The organism is Brucella sp. GW823-FHT04E01, from assembly GCF_058796175.1.
In genome coordinates, this window is record NZ_JBXAIK010000006.1 from 134,587 (window position 1) to 153,169 (window position 18,583).

Below are 18,583 nucleotides of genomic sequence, written 5' to 3' on the forward strand. Positions count from 1 at the left end.
ATTTGCCAGTTTCGAGAAATTATCCCTTGCGTGCCAAGTCGTTATAATCTACGGCTTTCCCAGGCTCGGAGCGTAGCGCAGCCCGGTAGCGCACTTGACTGGGGGTCAAGGGGTCGTGGGTTCGAATCCCGCCGCTCCGACCATTTTTCTTCCCCAAACCTTTATTTTCATACGATCTTTCCTTTGCACACAACGTGCAAATCGGATTAGCTCTGCCATGAATTGCATGGAGGAGAGTATGAAGAACGCCCTGATCACTGGTGGCAGTCGCGGCATTGGTCGCGCTACCGTTCTGCGCAGCGCAGCGCAAGGCTGGTCTGTGGCTCTGAACTATGCGGGGAACGAACAGGCTGCGCAGCAAACGGTGGCCGAAGCAGCGAAGCTTGGTGCGAAGGCGCTTGCGATCCAAGGCGACATATCCAGAGAACAAGACGTGATCGCCATGTTCGACAAGGCGGAGGCCGATCTTGGTCCGCTGAAAGGCGTTGTCCTGAATGCCGGTATCGTTGCTCAGACCATGCCGCTTGCGGATATGAGTGCTGATCGTCTGAAAATGATGTTCGACGTGAATGTTTACGGCACCTATCTAAGCGCCCGCGAAGCAGCCCGGCGCTTGCAGCCTGACAGTGCCATCGTCATCGTGTCATCGATGGCATCGCGACTTGGATCGCCGTTTGAATATGTAGATTATGCCGGAGCGAAAGGCGCACTTGATACGCTGACCACTGGCCTGTCGAAAGAGCTGGCGCCGAAAGGCATTCGCGTCAATGCCGTGCGTCCAGGCCTGATCGATACCGACATCCATGCCAGTGGCGGCAATCCGGATCGCGCGGCGAGGTTGGGCGCCGGTACACCTATTGGACGCGCCGGCAAGGCAGAGGAAGTCGCGGAAGCCATTTTCTGGCTGCTCAACGACGCCCCCGCCTATGTAACCGGAACATTCATCGACGTTGCCGGTGGGCGTTAGTACTAAACCGCCTCAATCTATTTCTCACGCAGCTGATAGGTTTCCGCAACGTAGCGATAGCCCTCGCCTTCCCGCTTGAGATAGGCCAGTGCCGGAAACGGCATATGATAACCGATGAAAGGAAGCCTGTCGGTGGCGATCATGTCAAACATGCGCTTGCGGGTCTGGACGGCAGCATCCTTGTCGATATCGAAGGAAACGTGCCATTCGGGCCGCTGCAACGTAATGACGAAATGGTTCGCCGTATCCGAGACCAACATCAACGACTTGCCGCCCGTTTCGACCCTGAAAGCCAGATGACCCGGCGTGTGGCCATAAGCTGCCACCGAATGAATACCGGAAATGACTTCGCTATCATCGCCCAGGAACGTCATCTTCTCCGCGAGAGGCTTGACGTTTTTGGCCACCATTTCAGCAACGGTCTTGGCGGGGCTGTCGAGCCGCGCGGGATCGGTCCAGAAGTCGAATTCTTTCTGTCCGGTGACGTAGCGCGCATTGGCGAAGGCTGGCTTGCCGTCTTCCATCAGTCCACCAATATGATCAGGGTGGAAATGGCTCAATACGACCAGAGACACATCGTCCGTCTTGTAGCCCGAAGCTTCAAGAGCACTGGCCAGTTTGCCCAATCCCGCTCCGCGAGCACCTGCTCCCATGCCGGTGTCAAACAGGACAAGCTCCTTACCTGTATTGATGAGCACTGGCGTGAAGCTGTTGACGAAGCGGTCGGCGGGCAGAAGATTTTCCTCAAGAAGTGCGGCAACCACTTTCGGGTCCTGATCGACCGCATATGTCTTTTCGGGCGCTTCGCCTGCTCGGCGCCCATCGGAAAGCGTGGTGATCTCGAAATCACCAAACTGAAAGCGATGGAAGCCCGGATTTTCTACCTGTGAAGGGGTTAGCACTTTAGGACTGCCTGTTTCGGCTGCCGCCTTGTTGAGCTCCAAAGGCGATAAAGCCAATCCGGCCCCGGCAGCAGATGCTGTAACAATGAAATTACGTCTTGAGATGGTCATCAATCGATCTCCCGGCATAATCTATGGATAAGAACGACAGGATACCCGAAAAAGCTCCCTGATCCATGGGATACGCGATCAAGTTTCTGTTGGCGCGATATGGACGACGCCCTCTTGCCTCTCCGTTCAAGAATCACTATTTTCAGGGCCGCGCGGGACGACCCGCGCCAGTGTTCGCATCGGGGACGGCCCCATAGGAGGGTGTCCTATGGCAGGGCCGATCGAACAATTCGCAATCAAGCCCATCGTTGAACTTGGCGAAATCGGCGGTCAGCCGGTTGCTTTCACCAATTCGGCACTCTTCATGGTGCTGACGGTGCTGGGCGCGGCTGCGTTCATGTTCCTATCGTCCCGCAGGGGCACCGTTGTGCCGGGGCGCTGGCAGTCCTCAGCCGAGATCCTCTACGAATTCGTGTCGAAGACATTGCGCGAGAACGCCGGGGAAAAGGGTATGGCTTTCTTCCCCCTCGTCTTCTCGTTGTTTCTGTTCATCCTGTTTGCCAATCTGATCGGCATGTTCCCCTATGCCTTCACCGTGACAAGCCACATCATCGTAACGTTCGCGCTTGCGATGCTGGTCTTCCTGACGGTCACGATCTACGGTCTCGTTCGACACGGGTTCAAGTTCTTCCGACTGTTCATGCCTGCGGGCGTACCGGTTGTGCTGGCGCCGATCATCGTGCCGATCGAGATCATGTCCTATATCTCGCGTCCGGTCAGTCATTCGGTTCGTCTGTTCGCCGTCATGCTTGCAGGACACATTACGCTGAAAGTCTTTGCGGGGTTTGTCATCGGGCTGGGCAGTCTCGGAACGCTCGGCATGCTAACCGCTGTACTGCCGCTTGCAATGACCGTCGCGCTAACCGCACTCGAATTGCTGATGGCAGTTATTCAGGCTTACGTATTTACTATGCTGACCTGCATGTATCTCAATGATGCACTGCATCCATCACACTGATTAGAGCGCCGTGCGCAGTGACTTCGCGGGAAGGACGGCCTTCCCGCTTCTTCAACGAACGGGACGGCCCGTTCAGAACCCTTGTGAGGGAGCATTAGAATGGCATGGATTTATCTGGGACTGGCTGGAATTCTTGAGGTCATCTGGGCCTATTTCATGAAAAAGTCGGAAGGCTTTTCCCTTCTGACACCGAGCGCCATCACCATCGTGACGATGATCGGCAGTTTCATTCTGCTTTCCATCGCCATGCGCAGCCTGCCGCTTGGAACAGCCTATGCGATCTGGACCGGCATCGGGGCAGTGGGTGCGTTTCTGGTGGGCATATTCATTCTCGGCGAAGCTGCAACCTTCTTCCGCGTTGCAAGCGTGACACTGATCCTCGCCGGCATCATCGGATTGAAACTCTCGTCCAGCTGATTCAATCCGCGTACAAAAGCAAAGGGAGGCGAAAGCCTCCCTTTTTCATGCGGTCCGAAATCGATCAGCGCACCTGATCGAGAAGACGCTTGCATTCGAGAAGATCGAACAACGCCTCCTGCAGAAGCGAGCGGTTGTCCTTTGAAGGCCGCTTTCCATCAGCTCCGATGGGGCCATCCTCCTCGCCCTTCAAGAGACCGAAGAGCTTGCGCGCCGGTTGCGGCGCCTTGATGCCGCTCGGCAGAGCCATTTCATTGTCAGCCGCCTCTTCGGCAGCCCGCTTATCAGCGGCAGCCTGCTTCTGGCGCGTAATCGCCTCAATCGCCTGAACGTCGCCATTGCCAAGCGCGATGATAAACTGTGCATTGTTTTCGCGAAGAAGACGCTGCACACCCTTGATCGTATAGCCCTGATCATAGAGCAGATGGCGAATGCCCTTGAGCAATTCGACATCGAGCGGCCGGTAATATCGGCGACCGCCGCCCCGCTTCATAGGCTTGATCTGGGTAAAGCGCGTTTCCCAGAAACGCAGCACATGCTGCGGAAGATCAAGATCATCCGCTACTTCACTGATCGTCCTGAATGCATCAGGGCTCTTGTCCATCCACTTGCCCTTTCCAGTGGTTCAGGTTTCGCCGTTGCGGCGCAACCTCGCCGATCCAGATAGTTCAACTCGCTGCCAACGCGAACGCGTCTGTAACACGAAAGGCGCTTGTTACCATCGGATTTTAGAAGACGGGAGTTAACAAACTCCAGCGTGCGGAAAGACACGGCGCAAACGTCATTCAAAACCGGACGGTGTGCAACACGAACTCTCTCTGAAAAGCCAGCCGCTTTCCAGATTTCAATATCAGCGAAGCGATTCGCTCCACTGAATCCATTATATAATATCAGAGCTTTATAAGCATCCCTTCATGCGAAGCCGAAAGCAGCATGGCCAGTTCGTGGCAAAAGACTATTATGACGGTTGCAACCAACACAAAAAACAGCCGTCCTGCACGCGACCATAAGTCGGGGGCAAAAGCGATGTCAGTTTTACAAGGATGGTGCCAAAACAAAATGCTGCCCGATGGGCAGCATGCTAGTGGTCTGATTCCGACATTTGCATCCCTCGGATATGAGCGCTGAGCAAATGTCGGGATCAAAAAGACCACTGGTAACGTTATGAATCTAGTAGATTTTTCGAGCTTGACGTTTGAAACGTGATTTATATCGGACGGGTATCAAACGTCAAATTCAATCCACTAGCAATTACTTCTGGCTTTTGGTTTCACGCTTCTGATGTTCCTGCAGAATACGCTGCTTGAGAACGTTGGAAGCTTTGAAAGTCATCACACGACGGGGAAGAATTGGAACCTCCTCGCCTGTTTTCGGATTACGGCCAATGCGCTCGTTCTTGTCGCGAACCTGAAATGTCGCGAAAGACGACAACTTCACGGTTTCACCGTTGACGATAGCGTCACAGACTTCATCGAGAATCATCTCGACAAGAGCCGCCGACTCCGTTCTGGAAAGGCCTACCTTCCGGTAAACAGCCTCTGCCAGATCAGCTCGCGTGACCGTCTTACCTCCCATGACCGAACCTGCCTGGTTAGCGTTTGAACAGATAATATCCTTACGTGACAGGACGTTACACAAATAAAAGCGCAACGGTCAAGCCGCGAGTTTCCTCACGGCAGATCAAATTTGTCGCTTACCAGCGCAACAGAACCGCGCCCCACGTGAATCCGCCACCCATTGCCTCCAGAAGAACGAGGTCGCCCTTCTTGATGCGGCCGTCCGCAACGGCGGTCGCGAGCGCCAGTGGAACCGACGCCGCAGACGTGTTGCCGTGGCGATCCACTGTGATGACAACCTTGCCTTCAGCGATATTCAGCTTCTTGGCGGAAGCATCGATAATGCGCTTGTTGGCCTGATGCGGGACGAACCAGTCGATATCCTCGGCTGTAAGGCCGGTTTCCTCGAAAGATGCCTCGATAACGTCCGTAATCATGCCGACTGCATGTTTGAAGACTTCGCGGCCTTCCATGCGCAGGTGACCAACAGTCTGGGTCGTTGACGGGCCGCCATCCACAAAAAGTTTTTCCTTGTGGTTGCCGTCCGAGCGCAGATTGGCGGCGAGAACGCCACGATCCGAGGTCAGCCCGTTACCTTCGGCAGCTTCGAGAACCAATGCGCCGGCACCATCGCCAAACAGAACGCAGGTCGTGCGGTCATTCCAGTCGAGGATGCGCGAGAAGGTTTCCGCGCCGATGACCAGAACGCGCTTCGCCATGCCGCCGCGAATATAGAGATCAGCCGTCGTGATGGCATAGATGAAGCCGCTGCACACAGCCTGCATATCGAAGGCAAAACCCTTGGTGATTCCCAGTTCGCGCTGGATTTCCACGGCACTTGCCGGAAAGGTATGGTTAGGCGTCGAGGTTGCCAGCAGAACAAGATCGATATCAGTCGGCTGCAAGCCGGCATTCTCGATTGCTGCGCGGGCCGCAGCCGTGCCAAGCGAAACCGTGGTTTCGTCATCGCCTGCAATGTGGCGCTCACGGATACCCGTGCGCTGCACGATCCACTCGTCGGAGGTTTCGATAATACCTTCGAAATCGGTATTCTTCATGACCCGCTTCGGCAAAGCCGAACCGATACCCCGCACGACAGATCTTATCATCTCTTATTTCCTGTCCTTACATGCGACCGGCGCGGCGAACATTCACGCGCGCAGTCGAAAATTCTGGCCCTACACATACTCGGTAAAAGTTACTTCACCGCTTCGGCGCCGAAAAATAATCGGCAACCGCAAATCTTGTCGAATTCCGTCTTCCGGATGGCTTTGCCGGAATTATGCCTTTGCAGCCTCGCCACCATCATTCGATACATGCGGATGACTGTGGTGGAAATGCGCCAGATCAGCCTCGATCTTTTCCAGAAGACGATTTCTCACCATGTCATAGCCGACTTCCACTGCCGAGCAGAAGCCTTCTGCATTGGCGCTGCCATGGCTTTTGATGACGATTCCACTGAGACCGAGGAAGACGCCACCATTGACCTTGTTCGGATCCATCTTTTCGCGCAGGCGATCAAACGCACCCTTGGCGAAAACATAACCGATTTTGGCAAGCAGCGTCCGGCGCATGGCCTGACGCAGCAGTTCACCCATCTGGCGGGCCGTACCTTCCGCAGCCTTAAGCGCGATATTGCCGGTAAAGCCTTCGGTCACCACCACGTCCACCGTACCCTTGCCGATATCATTGCCTTCAACAAAACCGGAATAGGCAAGTCCGTCGAGCGGTGTGTCGCGCAGAATCTGACCTGCTTCCTTGATCTCGTCGAGACCCTTTACCTCTTCCGTGCCGACATTCAGGAGCCCGACGGTCGGTTTGCGCACCTCGAACAGGGCCCGCGCCATACCAGCCCCCATAACTGCGTAATCGACGAGCTGGCGCGCATCGGCGCCAATGGTGGCTCCAACGTCAAGCACGATGCTTTCACCGCGCAGCGTCGGCCAGATGCCAGCAATCGCCGGGCGCTCGACGTCCGACATCATACGCAGACAAAATTTGGACATGGCCATCAATGCACCGGTATTACCGGCGGAAATACACGCCTGGGCGTCGCCGGTCTTCACTGCCTCGATGGCCTGCCACATGGAAGATTTACCGCGACCGGCCCGCAGCGCTTGGCTCGGCTTGTCATCCATGCTGATGGCAACCTGGCTCGCGCGGAACTCGGATGCGGCTTTCAGCTTCGGATAACGTGCCAGCACGGGCTCCACCTGTGCGGGGAGACCGAAGAATATGAAACGGATGTCAGGATGGCGCTCAAGCGCCTTCGCTGCGCCGGGGATGACCACTTCAGGGCCAAAATCACCGCCCATCGCGTCAATCGAAATTTTGATCACTCTTGATTGTTCCTGTGCGATCCCTGCCCCTGCTCTGCTTTTTGCAGCAGACAGGTTTTCGGCGAAAATAGTGTTTTTGCGTTTCCGCACAACCAAATTCTGTCAAACCACTCTGAATTACGGCTTCTTTTGCCATTCTGAAAGCTTCGCAAACGGCGAAACGGGCTTCTCTTCACCGTCGTCGTCCCCGAAAACCTTAGGCTCACTCTCGTCCGGCAAACCCGGCTTGCGAGGATAAGGATCGATGGCGAGATCGAAGAATTCCTCGGCAATTGCGCCGACATCGATCCTGTCGCCGACAAAAACTTCCGGAATGTCCGCGCCTTCGGCATCGAGCAGCATTTCGCCGCTTTCATCAAGCTCAATCCGTGCAAGCCTCGAATTTTCCGGCACGAAGATCGTGTCGACGTCTTCGGCAATGCTGTTGGTCAGCGGCTCCAGCGTCACGATGCAGGACTGGACGATTTCCGCATCGATACGACCCCGCACCCGGATGCCGTCCTTTTTCCAGGGTGTAATCAGAAATTCCGCAGCAAAGGCATTTACAGCCTCTAGCCCATGGGCTGCCGCGAGTGCTGCGCGCTCTTTCTCATCCGTGCCTATTTTCACCGTCACGCCCTTTTGCGGCAGGTGAAGAACCGGAACAGGATAGGTGAGCGCCGGTTTGTCAGTCATTCTCATTGGCCTTTTCAGCATTGTTTTTTGGCGCAAAGTCCATTTGATCCGCATCCATATAGGAAATGTCGCCTGCCGCCAAAGCATCGTCCGCAATTTTTTGCAGCCGGTCACGGCATCCCAGAACATATTCACTTAAATGGTGGGCATGCGGCCAGAATTCGAGGTCCGGGCGGATATTTCGCGTGAGTGCGGCAGCCAGCGCGTCTGCATCATTTGCATCCAACGCCTCCCCATAAGCTGCGACCCGACCATAGAACATGCGTGCAAGCTTCTTCATGCGCTTCGGGACGCCCTGGTCACCGATACCGAGTTCGCGCAGCGAATGATCGACATCCTTGAAAAACTCGTCGGCGATTTCCTGTGCCAGATCGGCAAGCGCCTTGTTTTCTCCCCTCATCCGATGCAGGGCGAGGAAAATATGCAGCGAAAGCATTTCATAGCGGCCAAGCGGCGTATCAGGCACCTGAAATTGTGCATAAAACCGTTTTTGCCGCGCCGCCGCCACGATCACCTCGTAAACGCGAAGCATAATTGCCTCGTTTGCTTTCGATTTGCGGCGGAATAGTTGGAGAATCATGTCCGTACGACCGTTCCAGTTGCATAAATAAGCAAGGTGGTTTACCGAAGTTCTCCCGACGGCGAAAGTGCCGCGCTGATTTAGAATGTATGGAGAGGTCTTTGTTGCAGCGAATTTTTCCAAGTGCATCCTCTGGCGTACGCAAGCAGGGTGCCCTTCTCGCAGGCACGGCAATTCTCGTCGCAGTAGCTCTTGCCGGATGTAACACTGCATCCACGCTCAATCCGTCCGAAACGCTGACAGAGGGTTACGTACTCGATCAGGGTGCGCTTGATTCGGTTCCTGTCGGCTCCAGCCGCGAGCAGGTGCTTCTGGCGCTCGGTACGCCGTCCACCACCGCGACCTTCGACAATGAAGTGTTCTACTACATTTCGCAGAAGCGTTATCGCGCCGCGCAGTTCATGAAGCCGAAGATCATCGAGCGGCAGATCCTCGCCATCTATTTCAACAAGGACGGCAAGGTCGAGCATATCGCCAATTACGGCCTGAAGGACGGTAAGCTGTTCGACTTCGTGTCGCGCACCACGCCGACAGGCGGCAAGGACCAGACCTTCCTCGGTCAGATCATTCAGGGCGTTTCCAAGGCCCCGACATCGTTGCCGGGAGCTGCAGGTGGCGCCAGCAACTGATCCGGTCATATCCTGACAAAAAGAAAACCCGCCTTTACGGCGGGTTTTCTTTTTTCACAATGCATGTCCGTCAGGACATATGCGCCAACACAGCCAACAGAAGAAGGGCCACGATGTTGGTGATCTTGATCGCCGGATTGACAGCCGGACCGGCCGTATCCTTATAGGGATCACCAACCGTATCGCCGGTCACTGATGCTTTATGCGCTTCCGACCCTTTCAGGTGCTTCACGCCGTCGGCATCGGTAAACCCGTCCTCGAAGCTCTTCTTGGCATTGTCCCATGCGCCACCTCCGGACGTCATGGAAATCGCGACGAAGAGGCCGTTGACAATAACGCCCAGAAGCGATGCGCCGAGCGCTGCAAAGGCTGCAGCCTTCGAGCCTGAGATAAGCAGCACGCCGAAATAGACCACAATCGGCGCCAGCACAGGCAGGAGCGACGGGATGATCATCTCGCGAATGGCCGCCCTGGTCAGAAGATCGACCGCACGGGCATAGTCCGGGCGCTCCTTGCCGGTCATGATGCCTGGCTTTTCACGGAACTGGCGGCGCACTTCCTGCACGACCGCGCCTCCGGCCCGGCCCACGGCGGTCATCGCCATGCCACCGAACAGATAAGGGATCAGGCCGCCAAAGATCAGCCCCGCAACCACATAAGGGTTGGAGAGATCGAAGGAAACCGGCCCCATATCGGCGAAATAAGGATAGGTCTGTCCGTTGGCGGCAAAGTAGGCCAGATCGTTGGAATAGGCCGCGAACAGCACCAGTGCGCCAAGCCCTGCCGAACCGATAGCATAGCCCTTCGTGACGGCCTTGGTAGTGTTGCCAACGGCATCGAGCGCATCGGTGGCCTTGCGGACTTCCGGGTCGAGACCGGCCATTTCCGCAATGCCACCCGCATTATCCGTGACCGGACCGAAGGCATCGAGCGCAACGATCATCCCGGCAATACCAAGCATGGCAGTGACGGCGATTGCCGTACCGAACAGACCAGCCAGCTGGTAGGTCGAAATAATACCGCCGACAATCACGATCGCTGGCAGAGCCGTGGATTCAAGCGAAACCGCCAGCCCCTGAATGACATTCGTACCGTGCCCTGTTACCGAGGCCTGCGCGATGGAATTGACCGGACGTTTGTTGGTGCCGGTATAGTATTCTGTGATCACAACGATCAGACCGGTAACGATCAGACCGATCAGTCCGCAAATGAAGAGATTGGTGCCGGTAATGCTTTTACCAGCCACAGTACCGATTTCACCCCAGCCAACGGTCAGCGTATTGGCAATAGCAAGACCAACGATGGAAAGCAGGCCCGTCGCTATCAGCCCCTTATAGAGGGCACCCATGATGGAGCCATTGACGCCGAGCTTGACGAAAAATGTGCCCACGATTGACGTGATGACACAGGCGCCGCAGATCATCAGCGGATAGAGCATGACGCTCGAAAGAATGTCCGATCCGTTGAAGAAGATTGCGCCGAGAACCATGGTTGCGACGACTGTCACCGCGTAGGTTTCGAAAAGGTCGGCAGCCATGCCTGCGCAATCGCCGACATTGTCGCCGACATTATCCGCAATGGTCGCTGGGTTGCGCGGATCATCCTCTGGAATACCGGCCTCGACCTTGCCGACAAGATCGCCGCCGACGTCAGCGCCCTTGGTGAAGATACCACCGCCAAGACGCGCGAAGATCGAGATCAGCGAAGCACCGAAGCCGAGCGACACCAGCGCATCGATAACCGTGCGGTCGGACGGCGAATAACCAAGCCAGACAGTGAGAATGAAATAGTAAACGGATACGCCGAGCAGCGCGAGCCCTGCCACCAGAAGGCCGGTAATGGCCCCTGACTTGAAGGCCAGCTCAAGCCCTCCGGCGAGGCTGAGTGAAGCTGCCTGGGCGGTGCGCACATTGGCGCGAACCGAAACGTGCATTCCGATAAAGCCGGTAACGCCCGACAGAACCGCGCCAATCAGGAAACCGATTGCGGCACTGATCGACAACAAATACCAGGCTGCCAGAAAGACCACGACGCCGACAATGGCAATCGTCGAATATTGTCTTGTGAGATAGGCTGAGGCACCCTCGCGGATGGCTTCAGCAATTTCCTGCATGCGCTGCGTCCCCTGATCGGCTGCAAGAACCGAACGGATCGCCCATATGGCGAAAAGAACGGAAACCACGCCGCAGGCAATGACGAGAACTAAGACTGCCACTCCCATTTGCATAAAGGCCAACTCCCATTGAGCTCGCGCTGGCTACCGTCAGACCGCGAGCCGCGATTGTCGGCAGGCACATGCGCAGGTTAGGCCCGAAAACCCCTCCCCGGACCCGATTGAGCGGCATGGAAGTGCCTGAAGCCAATGCAAGATACCGGGCTTCTTCGGTATATTCACGTCTGGAACTTACGCCTAAAGCGGATCGCGATCTTTCAGATTCGCTCTCAGCGCTTTATGTCTCTGATTTCAGGCCTGTCGTTCTCGCAAAACTGCTACGCACTTTTGCGCGACATGCCTGAGAAATCAATCAATTGGCGCGATTCCTTGCATTTCAGCATTCTCAATGCCGCGTACCCAACATGCGAAACGGTTTAACAAACGTCAAGTCGTTCTTTGCCAGCGTACAATGAAAGAAGGGCTGCGATTTCTCACAGCCCTTTTTTCATGATTATTGTCAGGGAAGCCGGATCAGCGCGGTTTCACACCGCGGCTCTCGCCACGAATGACGAATGCCAGGCGATCAAGTACGGCATTGACCAGCTTCGGCTCGTCTTCTGTGTAGAAAGCCTTGGCGATATCAACATATTCCGACACGATAACAGCCGTCGGCACGTCTTTGCGTGTCTGCAATTCCCAGGCGCCAGCACGGAGAATGGCGCGCAGGGTCGAATCGAGACGCGACAGCGGCCAGTCTTCCGTCAGCGCCTGATGGATCATCGGATCGAGCTTCAGCTGTTCATCGACGACACCAGCCACGATTGCGCGGAACCATTGCGGATCGGCATCAAGATACTGCGTGCCATCCACTTCCTTGCCGAGACGGAAAGCTTCGTACTCAGCCACCACTTCCAGAACACCTGTTCCGGCAACATCCATCTGATAAAGCGCCTGGACTGCAGCAAGACGGGCAACACCGCGCTTGTTCGCCGTGCGTGGGAGATTGGGGGTTGGGCGGCCTTCGGTAGAAGAATTCATAATGATCAGACTCCGAACTTCTTGCGCAGGTCGATCATGGTCAGCGCAGCGCGGGCGGCAAAACCGCCCTTGTCCTTGTCTTCACGGCGGGCGCGTACCCATGCCTGCTCTTCGTTTTCGACCGTCAGAATGCCGTTGCCGATGGCGATGCTTTCCTCGACCGAAAGATCGGTGAGTGCGCGGCAGGATTCATTGGACACGATATCAAAATGATAGGTTTCGCCACGGATAACCGTACCAAGCGCAACAAAGCCATCATATTCCTTGCCGCCATTGTCTTCACCATCGAGTGCGAAAGAAATGACCGCCGGAACTTCCAGCGCGCCAGGCACCGTCACCACGTCGTAGGTGGCCCCTGCCTCATCCAAGGCTGCCTTTGCGCCATCCAGAAGCGCGTCGGCGAGATCATCGTAGAAACGCGCTTCAACAATAAGCAAATGCGGCGCATGCGCCTCGTGCTTGGACATGAGAGACTCCATGACAAATTTTGCGGACCGCAACGATTGCGGTCAACGCTTAAAATCGGGATATGCTTTTACAGCCTGGGAATTTAGGCTGTAAGCCTATTTCTGATATTGCGCAAGCCTTGCTGCGTAACGTGCCAGCTGGTCGATCTCGATATTCACCTTGTCGCCTGCTTTCCGCTCGCCCCAGGTCGTGACTTCAAGCGAGTGGCGGATCAGAAGCACATCGAACTCGTTGCCATTGACGCCATTAACCGTCAGCGAGGTTCCATCGAGAGCGACCGAACCCTTCTGGGCGATAAACGGGGCCAGTTCTTCCGGCGCACGCAGGGTGAAGCGCACTGCATCGCCTTCTTCCTTGCGCTCGACGATTTCAGCCTGCCCATCGACATGGCCGGAAACGAGGTGGCCGCCCATTTCGTCGCCAAGTTTCAGAGAACGTTCCAGATTGATGTTCCGTCCGCTCTGCCATTTGGAGATTGTGGTCAGGCGCAGCGCTTCTTCCCATGCCTCGACCTCGAACCAGCGGGCATTCGTGCCTTTTTCTGGCAGCGCCACCACTGTGAGGCAGACGCCTGAACAGGCAATCGATGCACCAAGCTCAATCGTTTCGGGATCATAGGCAGTTTCAATGCGCAGAAGAACGCCTTCATTCAGCGGCTTGATCCGGTCAACCTTGCCGATATCGGTAATAATGCCTGTAAACATCAAGTCTCCTTCGTGCCTGATCCAAAATTCGCCATGTCTTGGCTCGCAAATAGCGGTTTCCTGCGCTTCCGGCGCTCATGTACTTAAGTACACTGCGCTCCGGTTCTCGAAAACCACCATTTTTGCTGCGACCTGACGCTTTTACATTCTGGCACTTACATATTCCGCATAGGCATCGTCGCCGTAGCGAGCCTGCCTTAAGATTTTGAACTTGTCTGCGATATGGGTTTCAAGCCCGTCCACGGCAACCCCAAGTTCTGAGCCGATTTCAACCGGCGAACGGAAGATGGCAAGCCGGTCCACCAGCCCCTCGCCCAGAAAGCTCTTCGCAACACCTGCTCCGCCTTCAACGAGAACCGAGGAAATGCCTTGCGCAGCGAGATCGTCCATCAGTTCGGGCAGAGCGATGCGGCAATCATAAGCTTCGGTCGCGAGAATCCGGCAACCGGCCGCCTGCAACTCGTAGCGCCGCTCCGGCAACGCTTCTTCACCACAGGCGATCCATAAGGGCTGGGCATCAGCGGTCTGTACAAGTTTCGAGGAAAGCGGCAAACGCAATCCGCTATCGAGCACCACCCGAACAGGCGAACGCTGTTCCAGCCCCGGCAGGCGGCAGTTCAACACCGGATCGTCGGCCAGGGCGGTTTCGATGCCAATCAGGATAATATCGGTCTGGGCCCGCAGGATATGCGACTGGGCGCGCGCAACCGACCCCGTTATTGCAAGCTGTCCCTCGCCCCGACGGCCGATCATGCCATCGGCAGAAAGTGCAAGTTTCAGAATCACTTCCGGGCGCTTCTTCGCAGATCGATTCAGATAGCCCGCAAGATCATCGGCAGCCTGTTCGGCAAGAATGCCTGGCACAACCTCAATCCCTGCCTCGCGCAGAATGGCAAAGCCTCTTCCGCTGACCCGTTCGTCCGGATCGGTCGCGGCAACCACGACACGCGCCACACCCGCCCGCACCAGCGCTTCCGCGCAAGGCGGTGTGCGTCCGTGATGCGCACAAGGTTCCAGCGTCACATAAGCCGTCGCGCCACGCGCCGCTTCTCCCGCGTCTGCAAGCGCCTGCGGCTCGGCATGAGGCCTGCCGCCAATTGCAGTCACGCCACGTCCGACGATGACGCCATCCTTGACGATGATCGTGCCGACGGCCGGATTGGTTCCCGTCAGCCCCTTGTGACGCCGTGCATAACGGATCGTCGCTTCCATGAAGCGGACGTCATCCGCAGTTGCATTCGAAGGCGGAAATTTGCTGCCACTCATGCCTAAACGTCCAGATCGTCCTCGGTTTCAGCAACTGTCAGTTCATCAATGACATTGTGGAAATCGACGGCCTTGCTGAAATTGCGATAGACCGAAGCAAAGCGGATATAGGCGATATCATCGATGCCTTTCAGCGCATCCATGGCCAGCCGCCCGATTTCGTCGGACGTCACCTCCGCCTCACCCGAACTTTCAAGCTGGCGGACAATGCCGGAAATGGCGCGTTCCACCCGGTCATTATCGACGTCGCGCTTGCGTAGCGCCACTTCGATAGACCGCGTAAGCTTGTCGCGATCGAAAGGAACTCGGCGCCCGCTTTTCTTCACAACCATCAGGTCACGCAACTGTACGCGCTCAAAGGTCGTGAAACGGCCTCCACACACCGAACAGACACGACGCCGGCGAATGACCGCACCGTCTTCCGCCGGACGGGAATCCTTCACTTGCGTATCTTCAGACTGGCAATAGGGACAACGCATGGAACACTTTCGATTTCAATATCGGCAATTTCAATATCGGCAGCTTTAGCACTGGCGACGAACAGCTCATATGTGGGGACACCCCCGCCAAAAACTCAAGAGCTTTGCCATCGTCAACCGATTCCCGGCGATCATAGCCCATAAGCGGTAAGCTACCTACCAGATGCGACAATGAAAAAGCCCCGCTCAACAGAGTTGAACGGGGCTTCATCTCAATCATGGAAGCAGGCTTAACCCTGATAGCCATACATCGGGAAACGGTCGGTCAAGGCCATGACCTTTTCCTTCACGGCCTGTTCGACAGCGGCATTGCCTTCATCGGAATTGGCAGCCTTCAGACCATCCAGCACTTCGGCGATCAGCGAACCAATTTCCTTGAACTCGGTTACGCCGAAACCGCGCGTGGTGCCAGCAGGCGTGCCGAGGCGGACGCCGGACGTGACAAACGGCTTTTCAGGATCGAACGGAATACCGTTCTTGTTGCAGGTGATGTTGGCGCGGCCAAGAGCAGCCTCTGCACGCTTGCCGGTTGCGTTCTTCGGACGCAGATCGACCAGCATCAGATGGTTATCGGTGCCACCCGAGACGATGTCGAGGCCATTGGACTTCAGTTCTTCGGCGAGCGCGCGCGCATTGTCGACGACGTTCTTGGCATAAAGCTTGAACTCCGGCTTCAGCGCTTCGGCAAAAGCAACAGCCTTACCGGCGATGACGTGCATCAGCGGACCACCCTGAAGACCCGGGAACACAGCCGAATTGATCTTCTTGGCGATGTCGGCGTCGTTGGTGAGGATCATGCCACCGCGTGGTCCGCGAAGCGACTTGTGCGTCGTCGTGGTGCAGACATGCGCATGCGGAACCGGCGAAGGATGGACGCCACCGGCAACGAGACCGGCAATATGCGCCATATCGACCATGAGATAGGCACCGACTTCATCGGCGATCTCGCGGAAACGCTTCCAGTCCCAGACGCGCGAGTAAGCAGTACCGCCTGCGAGGATGAGCTTCGGCTTGTTCTCGCGTGCGAGGCGGGTAACTTCATCCATGTCGAGCAGATGGTCGTCCTTGCGAACGCCATAGGACACGACATTGAACCACTTGCCGGACATGTTGACCGGCGAGCCGTGGGTCAGGTGACCACCCGAATTGAGGTCGAGGCCCATGAACGTGTCGCCCGGCTGAAGAAGCGCAAGGAACACGGCCTGGTTCATCTGGCTGCCCGAGTTCGGCTGAACGTTGGCAAATTCGGCGCCGAAGAGCTTCTTGGCGCGTTCGATGGCCAGTTCTTCCACGACGTCGACATACTGGCAGCCGCCATAATAGCGCTTGCCCGGATAGCCTTCGGCATATTTGTTGGTGAGGATGGAACCCTGCGCTTCGAGAACAGCGCGCGAAACGATGTTTTCCGAGGCAATCAGCTCGATTTCATGGCGCTGACGACCGAGTTCGTTGCGGATTGCTCCGAAAATCTCGGAATCGATATCCTCGAGGCTTGCATTGAAGAAAACGTCGGACGACGCGTTCTTGGCGGCGGCGTTGGCTTGAGACATGTTTCACACCCTCCGGGTTAGCCGGTAAAAGCTATATGGATGAGGCGCATTATCACACTTGAATGCACAAGGCCAATGGTCGCAAAGCGAAAAGCTTATTCCAAAATGCGGCAAACCGATTTGATAAATGCCTTGCAACTAAAAAGCCGCCCGGAACGGGTCCGGACGGCTTTGGAAAATCAAACTCAAGATGAGAATCAGGTGTCGGTGCCAAGAGCGAGTTCGGTTGCGCCATCCATCTTGTAGATGTCGTCGCGGAACTGCACCACGCCGTCGCCGGTAGACCATGCAGTAATGTAAACAAAGTGCAGCGGAACCGGATCGGCGAGCTGGATCGGCGTGTTCGTGCCCGACTTGATCGTGCTTTCGATGTTCTGACGATCCCAGCCTGCGGTGTTCTTCAGCAGCCACACATCGAGGTCGCGCACGTTCTGGACGCGAACGCAGCCCGACGAGTCGAAACGCATGAGCTTGTTGAAATAGCTCTTCTGCGGCGTGTCGTGCATGTAAACGGCGTACTGGTTGTGGAAGTTGATCTTGGTCGAGGACATGGCGTTGATCTTGCCCGGATCCTGACGGAACATCAGCTTCACTGCATCGTCCGTATTCCAGTCGATGCTTTCCGGCGCCACTTCCTGACCGGACTGGTCGTAGAGGCGGATCTTGTTCTTCGCCAGATATTGCGGGTCTTTCCGCATCAGCGGAATGATATCCTTCTGGATGATCGACTTCGGCGCAGTCCAGTAAGGATTGAGAATGACTTCGTGAATCTTCGAATTGAGGATCGGCGTCTGACGGTCGATCTTACCGACAACTGCCGTATGGCGCTGCATGACGCTGCCACCTTCAACGGCCTCGATACGCGCAGCCGGGATGTTGACCATCACGAAACGCTGTTCCTGCAGGCCCTGATTGGCGAGAGGCGAGAGACGCTGCAGATTGGTCTGGAGCTGGCCGAGGCGCGTATTCGCGTCCACATTCATGGCCGCATAGGTGAACTGTCCCATGACGCCGTCGGCCGGCAGACCATGACGGGACTGGAAGCGCTTCACGGCAGCATCGACATAGGTGTCGAAAGAACTGGAAAGCCCGGCTTCCTGTGGCAGATCGCCAGAAATCATGAGGCGCTTGCGCAGTGCCTGGACAGACGGATCGGTGACGCCGATCTGGAGTTTTGTATTACCCGGAACGCTCGGCCAGCCACCGCGACCGGCAATGTCGGTATATTGAGCGATAGCGGTCTGGAGATTGCCAACCGTCTGCGGGCTCAAAACCGGCTGGTTGGTTGCGACCCGCTGGCCACCCGTCGCGCGGGCATCGAACTGGTCAGCCCAGTTGCCGCGACGCGACGATGAGATAACATCGGTCAGAGCTTGTTGAGCGTAAGCCGAGGAAACCATGGCGGAGGCTGCCACGGAAAGGCCGGCGGTTGCCGCGCCGCGCAGGAAACTGCGGCGGTCTACTCTTAAAGTATCGGCTGGTCTGTCGGTCTTGGTCATTTTGCTTAGTCCCAAAAGGCTAACCGCTCACGCGGGATCTTCCCAGAGAATATCAGCAATAGGTCAACAAGGCGATATCCGGACTGCAGGCGATGCAAAGCTGCTCGCTCATCCGAAATTCGATTTCGAGCCCATTCCTGACTGAAGGTGGCACAATATTGCCCGTGCCGCTCTAAAACGCTTATGTCGTTTTTTATGGCTTAATCATGTCGCATGGCCGGAATTTCAAGCCATGCGCCTTACGATTGGGAGCTTCACAGCGCCTTATTCTTCTCAATGGCAGCCTGTTG

General features: G+C 56.2%; 19 protein-coding genes and 1 tRNA gene. 5 read left to right on the forward strand and 15 right to left on the reverse strand.

Going from position 1 to position 18,583, the window contains the following annotated elements; genetic code table 11:
* Positions 1-66 precede the first annotated feature (66 nt).
* Positions 67-143, forward strand: a tRNA-Pro gene (locus AC1RHM_RS21535).
* 95 nt (positions 144-238) lie between these two features.
* Positions 239-967: an SDR family oxidoreductase gene (locus AC1RHM_RS21540; RefSeq protein WP_036588479.1), complete on the forward strand. Its 729-nt coding sequence runs from the start codon at positions 239-241 to the stop codon at positions 965-967.
* Between the two features lie 17 nt (positions 968-984).
* Here the strand turns inward: AC1RHM_RS21540 and AC1RHM_RS21545 are convergent, their stop codons facing one another.
* Positions 985-1,980 (reverse strand): MBL fold metallo-hydrolase, encoded by a 996-nt coding sequence (locus tag AC1RHM_RS21545; protein WP_010661106.1) that lies wholly within the window; start codon positions 1,978-1,980, stop codon positions 985-987.
* Between the two features lie 208 nt (positions 1,981-2,188).
* On the opposite strand from AC1RHM_RS21545, the gene AC1RHM_RS21550 reads away from it, so the two are divergent.
* Positions 2,189-2,938 (forward strand): F0F1 ATP synthase subunit A, encoded by a 750-nt coding sequence (locus tag AC1RHM_RS21550; protein WP_010661105.1) that lies wholly within the window; start codon positions 2,189-2,191, stop codon positions 2,936-2,938.
* 99 nt (positions 2,939-3,037) lie between these two features.
* Positions 3,038-3,355 carry a quaternary ammonium compound efflux SMR transporter SugE gene (sugE, locus tag AC1RHM_RS21555; RefSeq protein ID WP_010661104.1) on the forward strand — a complete coding sequence of 106 codons (318 nt, stop codon included), beginning with the start codon at positions 3,038-3,040 and terminating at the stop codon, positions 3,353-3,355.
* A 64-nt stretch (positions 3,356-3,419) separates the two neighbouring features.
* Here the strand turns inward: sugE and AC1RHM_RS21560 are convergent, their stop codons facing one another.
* The 6 genes from AC1RHM_RS21560 to AC1RHM_RS21585 all read right to left on the reverse strand — a co-directional run bounded on the left by AC1RHM_RS21560 (position 3,420) and on the right by AC1RHM_RS21585 (position 8,505).
* Positions 3,420-3,959 (reverse strand): MerR family transcriptional regulator, encoded by a 540-nt coding sequence (locus tag AC1RHM_RS21560; protein ID WP_010661103.1) that lies wholly within the window; start codon positions 3,957-3,959, stop codon positions 3,420-3,422.
* Positions 3,960-4,606: 647 nt separating this feature from the next.
* The gene (locus tag AC1RHM_RS21565) at positions 4,607-4,930 is read right to left on the reverse strand and encodes an integration host factor subunit alpha (protein WP_010661102.1); all 324 of its coding nucleotides are present in this window, start codon (positions 4,928-4,930) and stop codon (positions 4,607-4,609) included.
* A 118-nt stretch (positions 4,931-5,048) separates the two neighbouring features.
* A complete protein-coding gene (locus tag AC1RHM_RS21570; protein WP_010661101.1) occupies positions 5,049-6,020 on the reverse strand; it encodes a beta-ketoacyl-ACP synthase III in 972 nt (323 codons plus the stop codon).
* A gap of 171 nt (positions 6,021-6,191) precedes the next feature.
* Positions 6,192-7,250, reverse strand: a complete 1,059-nt coding sequence (gene plsX, locus AC1RHM_RS21575; RefSeq protein WP_010661100.1) for a phosphate acyltransferase PlsX — start codon at positions 7,248-7,250, stop codon at positions 6,192-6,194.
* A gap of 117 nt (positions 7,251-7,367) precedes the next feature.
* Positions 7,368-7,925, reverse strand: coding sequence for a YceD family protein (locus AC1RHM_RS21580; RefSeq protein ID WP_010661099.1), 558 nt, complete (start codon positions 7,923-7,925; stop codon positions 7,368-7,370).
* Entirely contained in the window at positions 7,918-8,505 is a 588-nt protein-coding gene (locus AC1RHM_RS21585; protein WP_010661098.1) for a ubiquinol-cytochrome C chaperone family protein, read from the reverse strand. Before AC1RHM_RS21585 ends, AC1RHM_RS21580 begins: the two co-directional genes overlap by 8 nt.
* A gap of 101 nt (positions 8,506-8,606) precedes the next feature.
* On the opposite strand from AC1RHM_RS21585, the gene AC1RHM_RS21590 reads away from it, so the two are divergent.
* A complete protein-coding gene (locus AC1RHM_RS21590; RefSeq protein WP_029376233.1) occupies positions 8,607-9,134 on the forward strand; it encodes an outer membrane protein assembly factor BamE in 528 nt (175 codons plus the stop codon).
* 70 nt (positions 9,135-9,204) lie between these two features.
* On the opposite strand, the gene AC1RHM_RS21595 is transcribed toward AC1RHM_RS21590, so the two are convergent.
* The 8 genes from AC1RHM_RS21595 to AC1RHM_RS21630 form a co-directional block, all read right to left on the reverse strand.
* Complete coding sequence (locus AC1RHM_RS21595) at positions 9,205-11,361, reverse strand: sodium-translocating pyrophosphatase (RefSeq protein ID WP_010661096.1); 2,157 nt, start codon at positions 11,359-11,361, stop codon at positions 9,205-9,207.
* A gap of 459 nt (positions 11,362-11,820) precedes the next feature.
* Entirely contained in the window at positions 11,821-12,327 is a 507-nt protein-coding gene (gene nusB, locus AC1RHM_RS21600; RefSeq protein ID WP_010661094.1) for a transcription antitermination factor NusB, read from the reverse strand.
* A gap of 5 nt (positions 12,328-12,332) precedes the next feature.
* Positions 12,333-12,794: a 6,7-dimethyl-8-ribityllumazine synthase gene (locus AC1RHM_RS21605; protein ID WP_010661093.1), complete on the reverse strand. Its 462-nt coding sequence runs from the start codon at positions 12,792-12,794 to the stop codon at positions 12,333-12,335.
* 96 nt (positions 12,795-12,890) lie between these two features.
* Positions 12,891-13,499 carry a riboflavin synthase gene (locus tag AC1RHM_RS21610; RefSeq protein WP_010661092.1) on the reverse strand — a complete coding sequence of 203 codons (609 nt, stop codon included), beginning with the start codon at positions 13,497-13,499 and terminating at the stop codon, positions 12,891-12,893.
* 141 nt (positions 13,500-13,640) lie between these two features.
* On the reverse strand, positions 13,641-14,765 hold the full coding sequence (gene ribD, locus AC1RHM_RS21615; protein WP_036588481.1) for a bifunctional diaminohydroxyphosphoribosylaminopyrimidine deaminase/5-amino-6-(5-phosphoribosylamino)uracil reductase RibD: 1,125 nt from the start codon (positions 14,763-14,765) through the stop codon (positions 13,641-13,643).
* Between the two features lie 2 nt (positions 14,766-14,767).
* Positions 14,768-15,244, reverse strand: a complete 477-nt coding sequence (gene nrdR / locus AC1RHM_RS21620) for a transcriptional regulator NrdR (protein WP_010661090.1) — start codon at positions 15,242-15,244, stop codon at positions 14,768-14,770.
* Positions 15,245-15,474: 230 nt separating this feature from the next.
* Entirely contained in the window at positions 15,475-16,794 is a 1,320-nt protein-coding gene (glyA, locus tag AC1RHM_RS21625) for a serine hydroxymethyltransferase (protein ID WP_036588484.1), read from the reverse strand.
* A gap of 197 nt (positions 16,795-16,991) precedes the next feature.
* The gene (locus AC1RHM_RS21630; RefSeq protein ID WP_010661088.1) at positions 16,992-18,293 is read right to left on the reverse strand and encodes a L,D-transpeptidase family protein; all 1,302 of its coding nucleotides are present in this window, start codon (positions 18,291-18,293) and stop codon (positions 16,992-16,994) included.
* Positions 18,294-18,583: the final 290 nt, after the last annotated feature.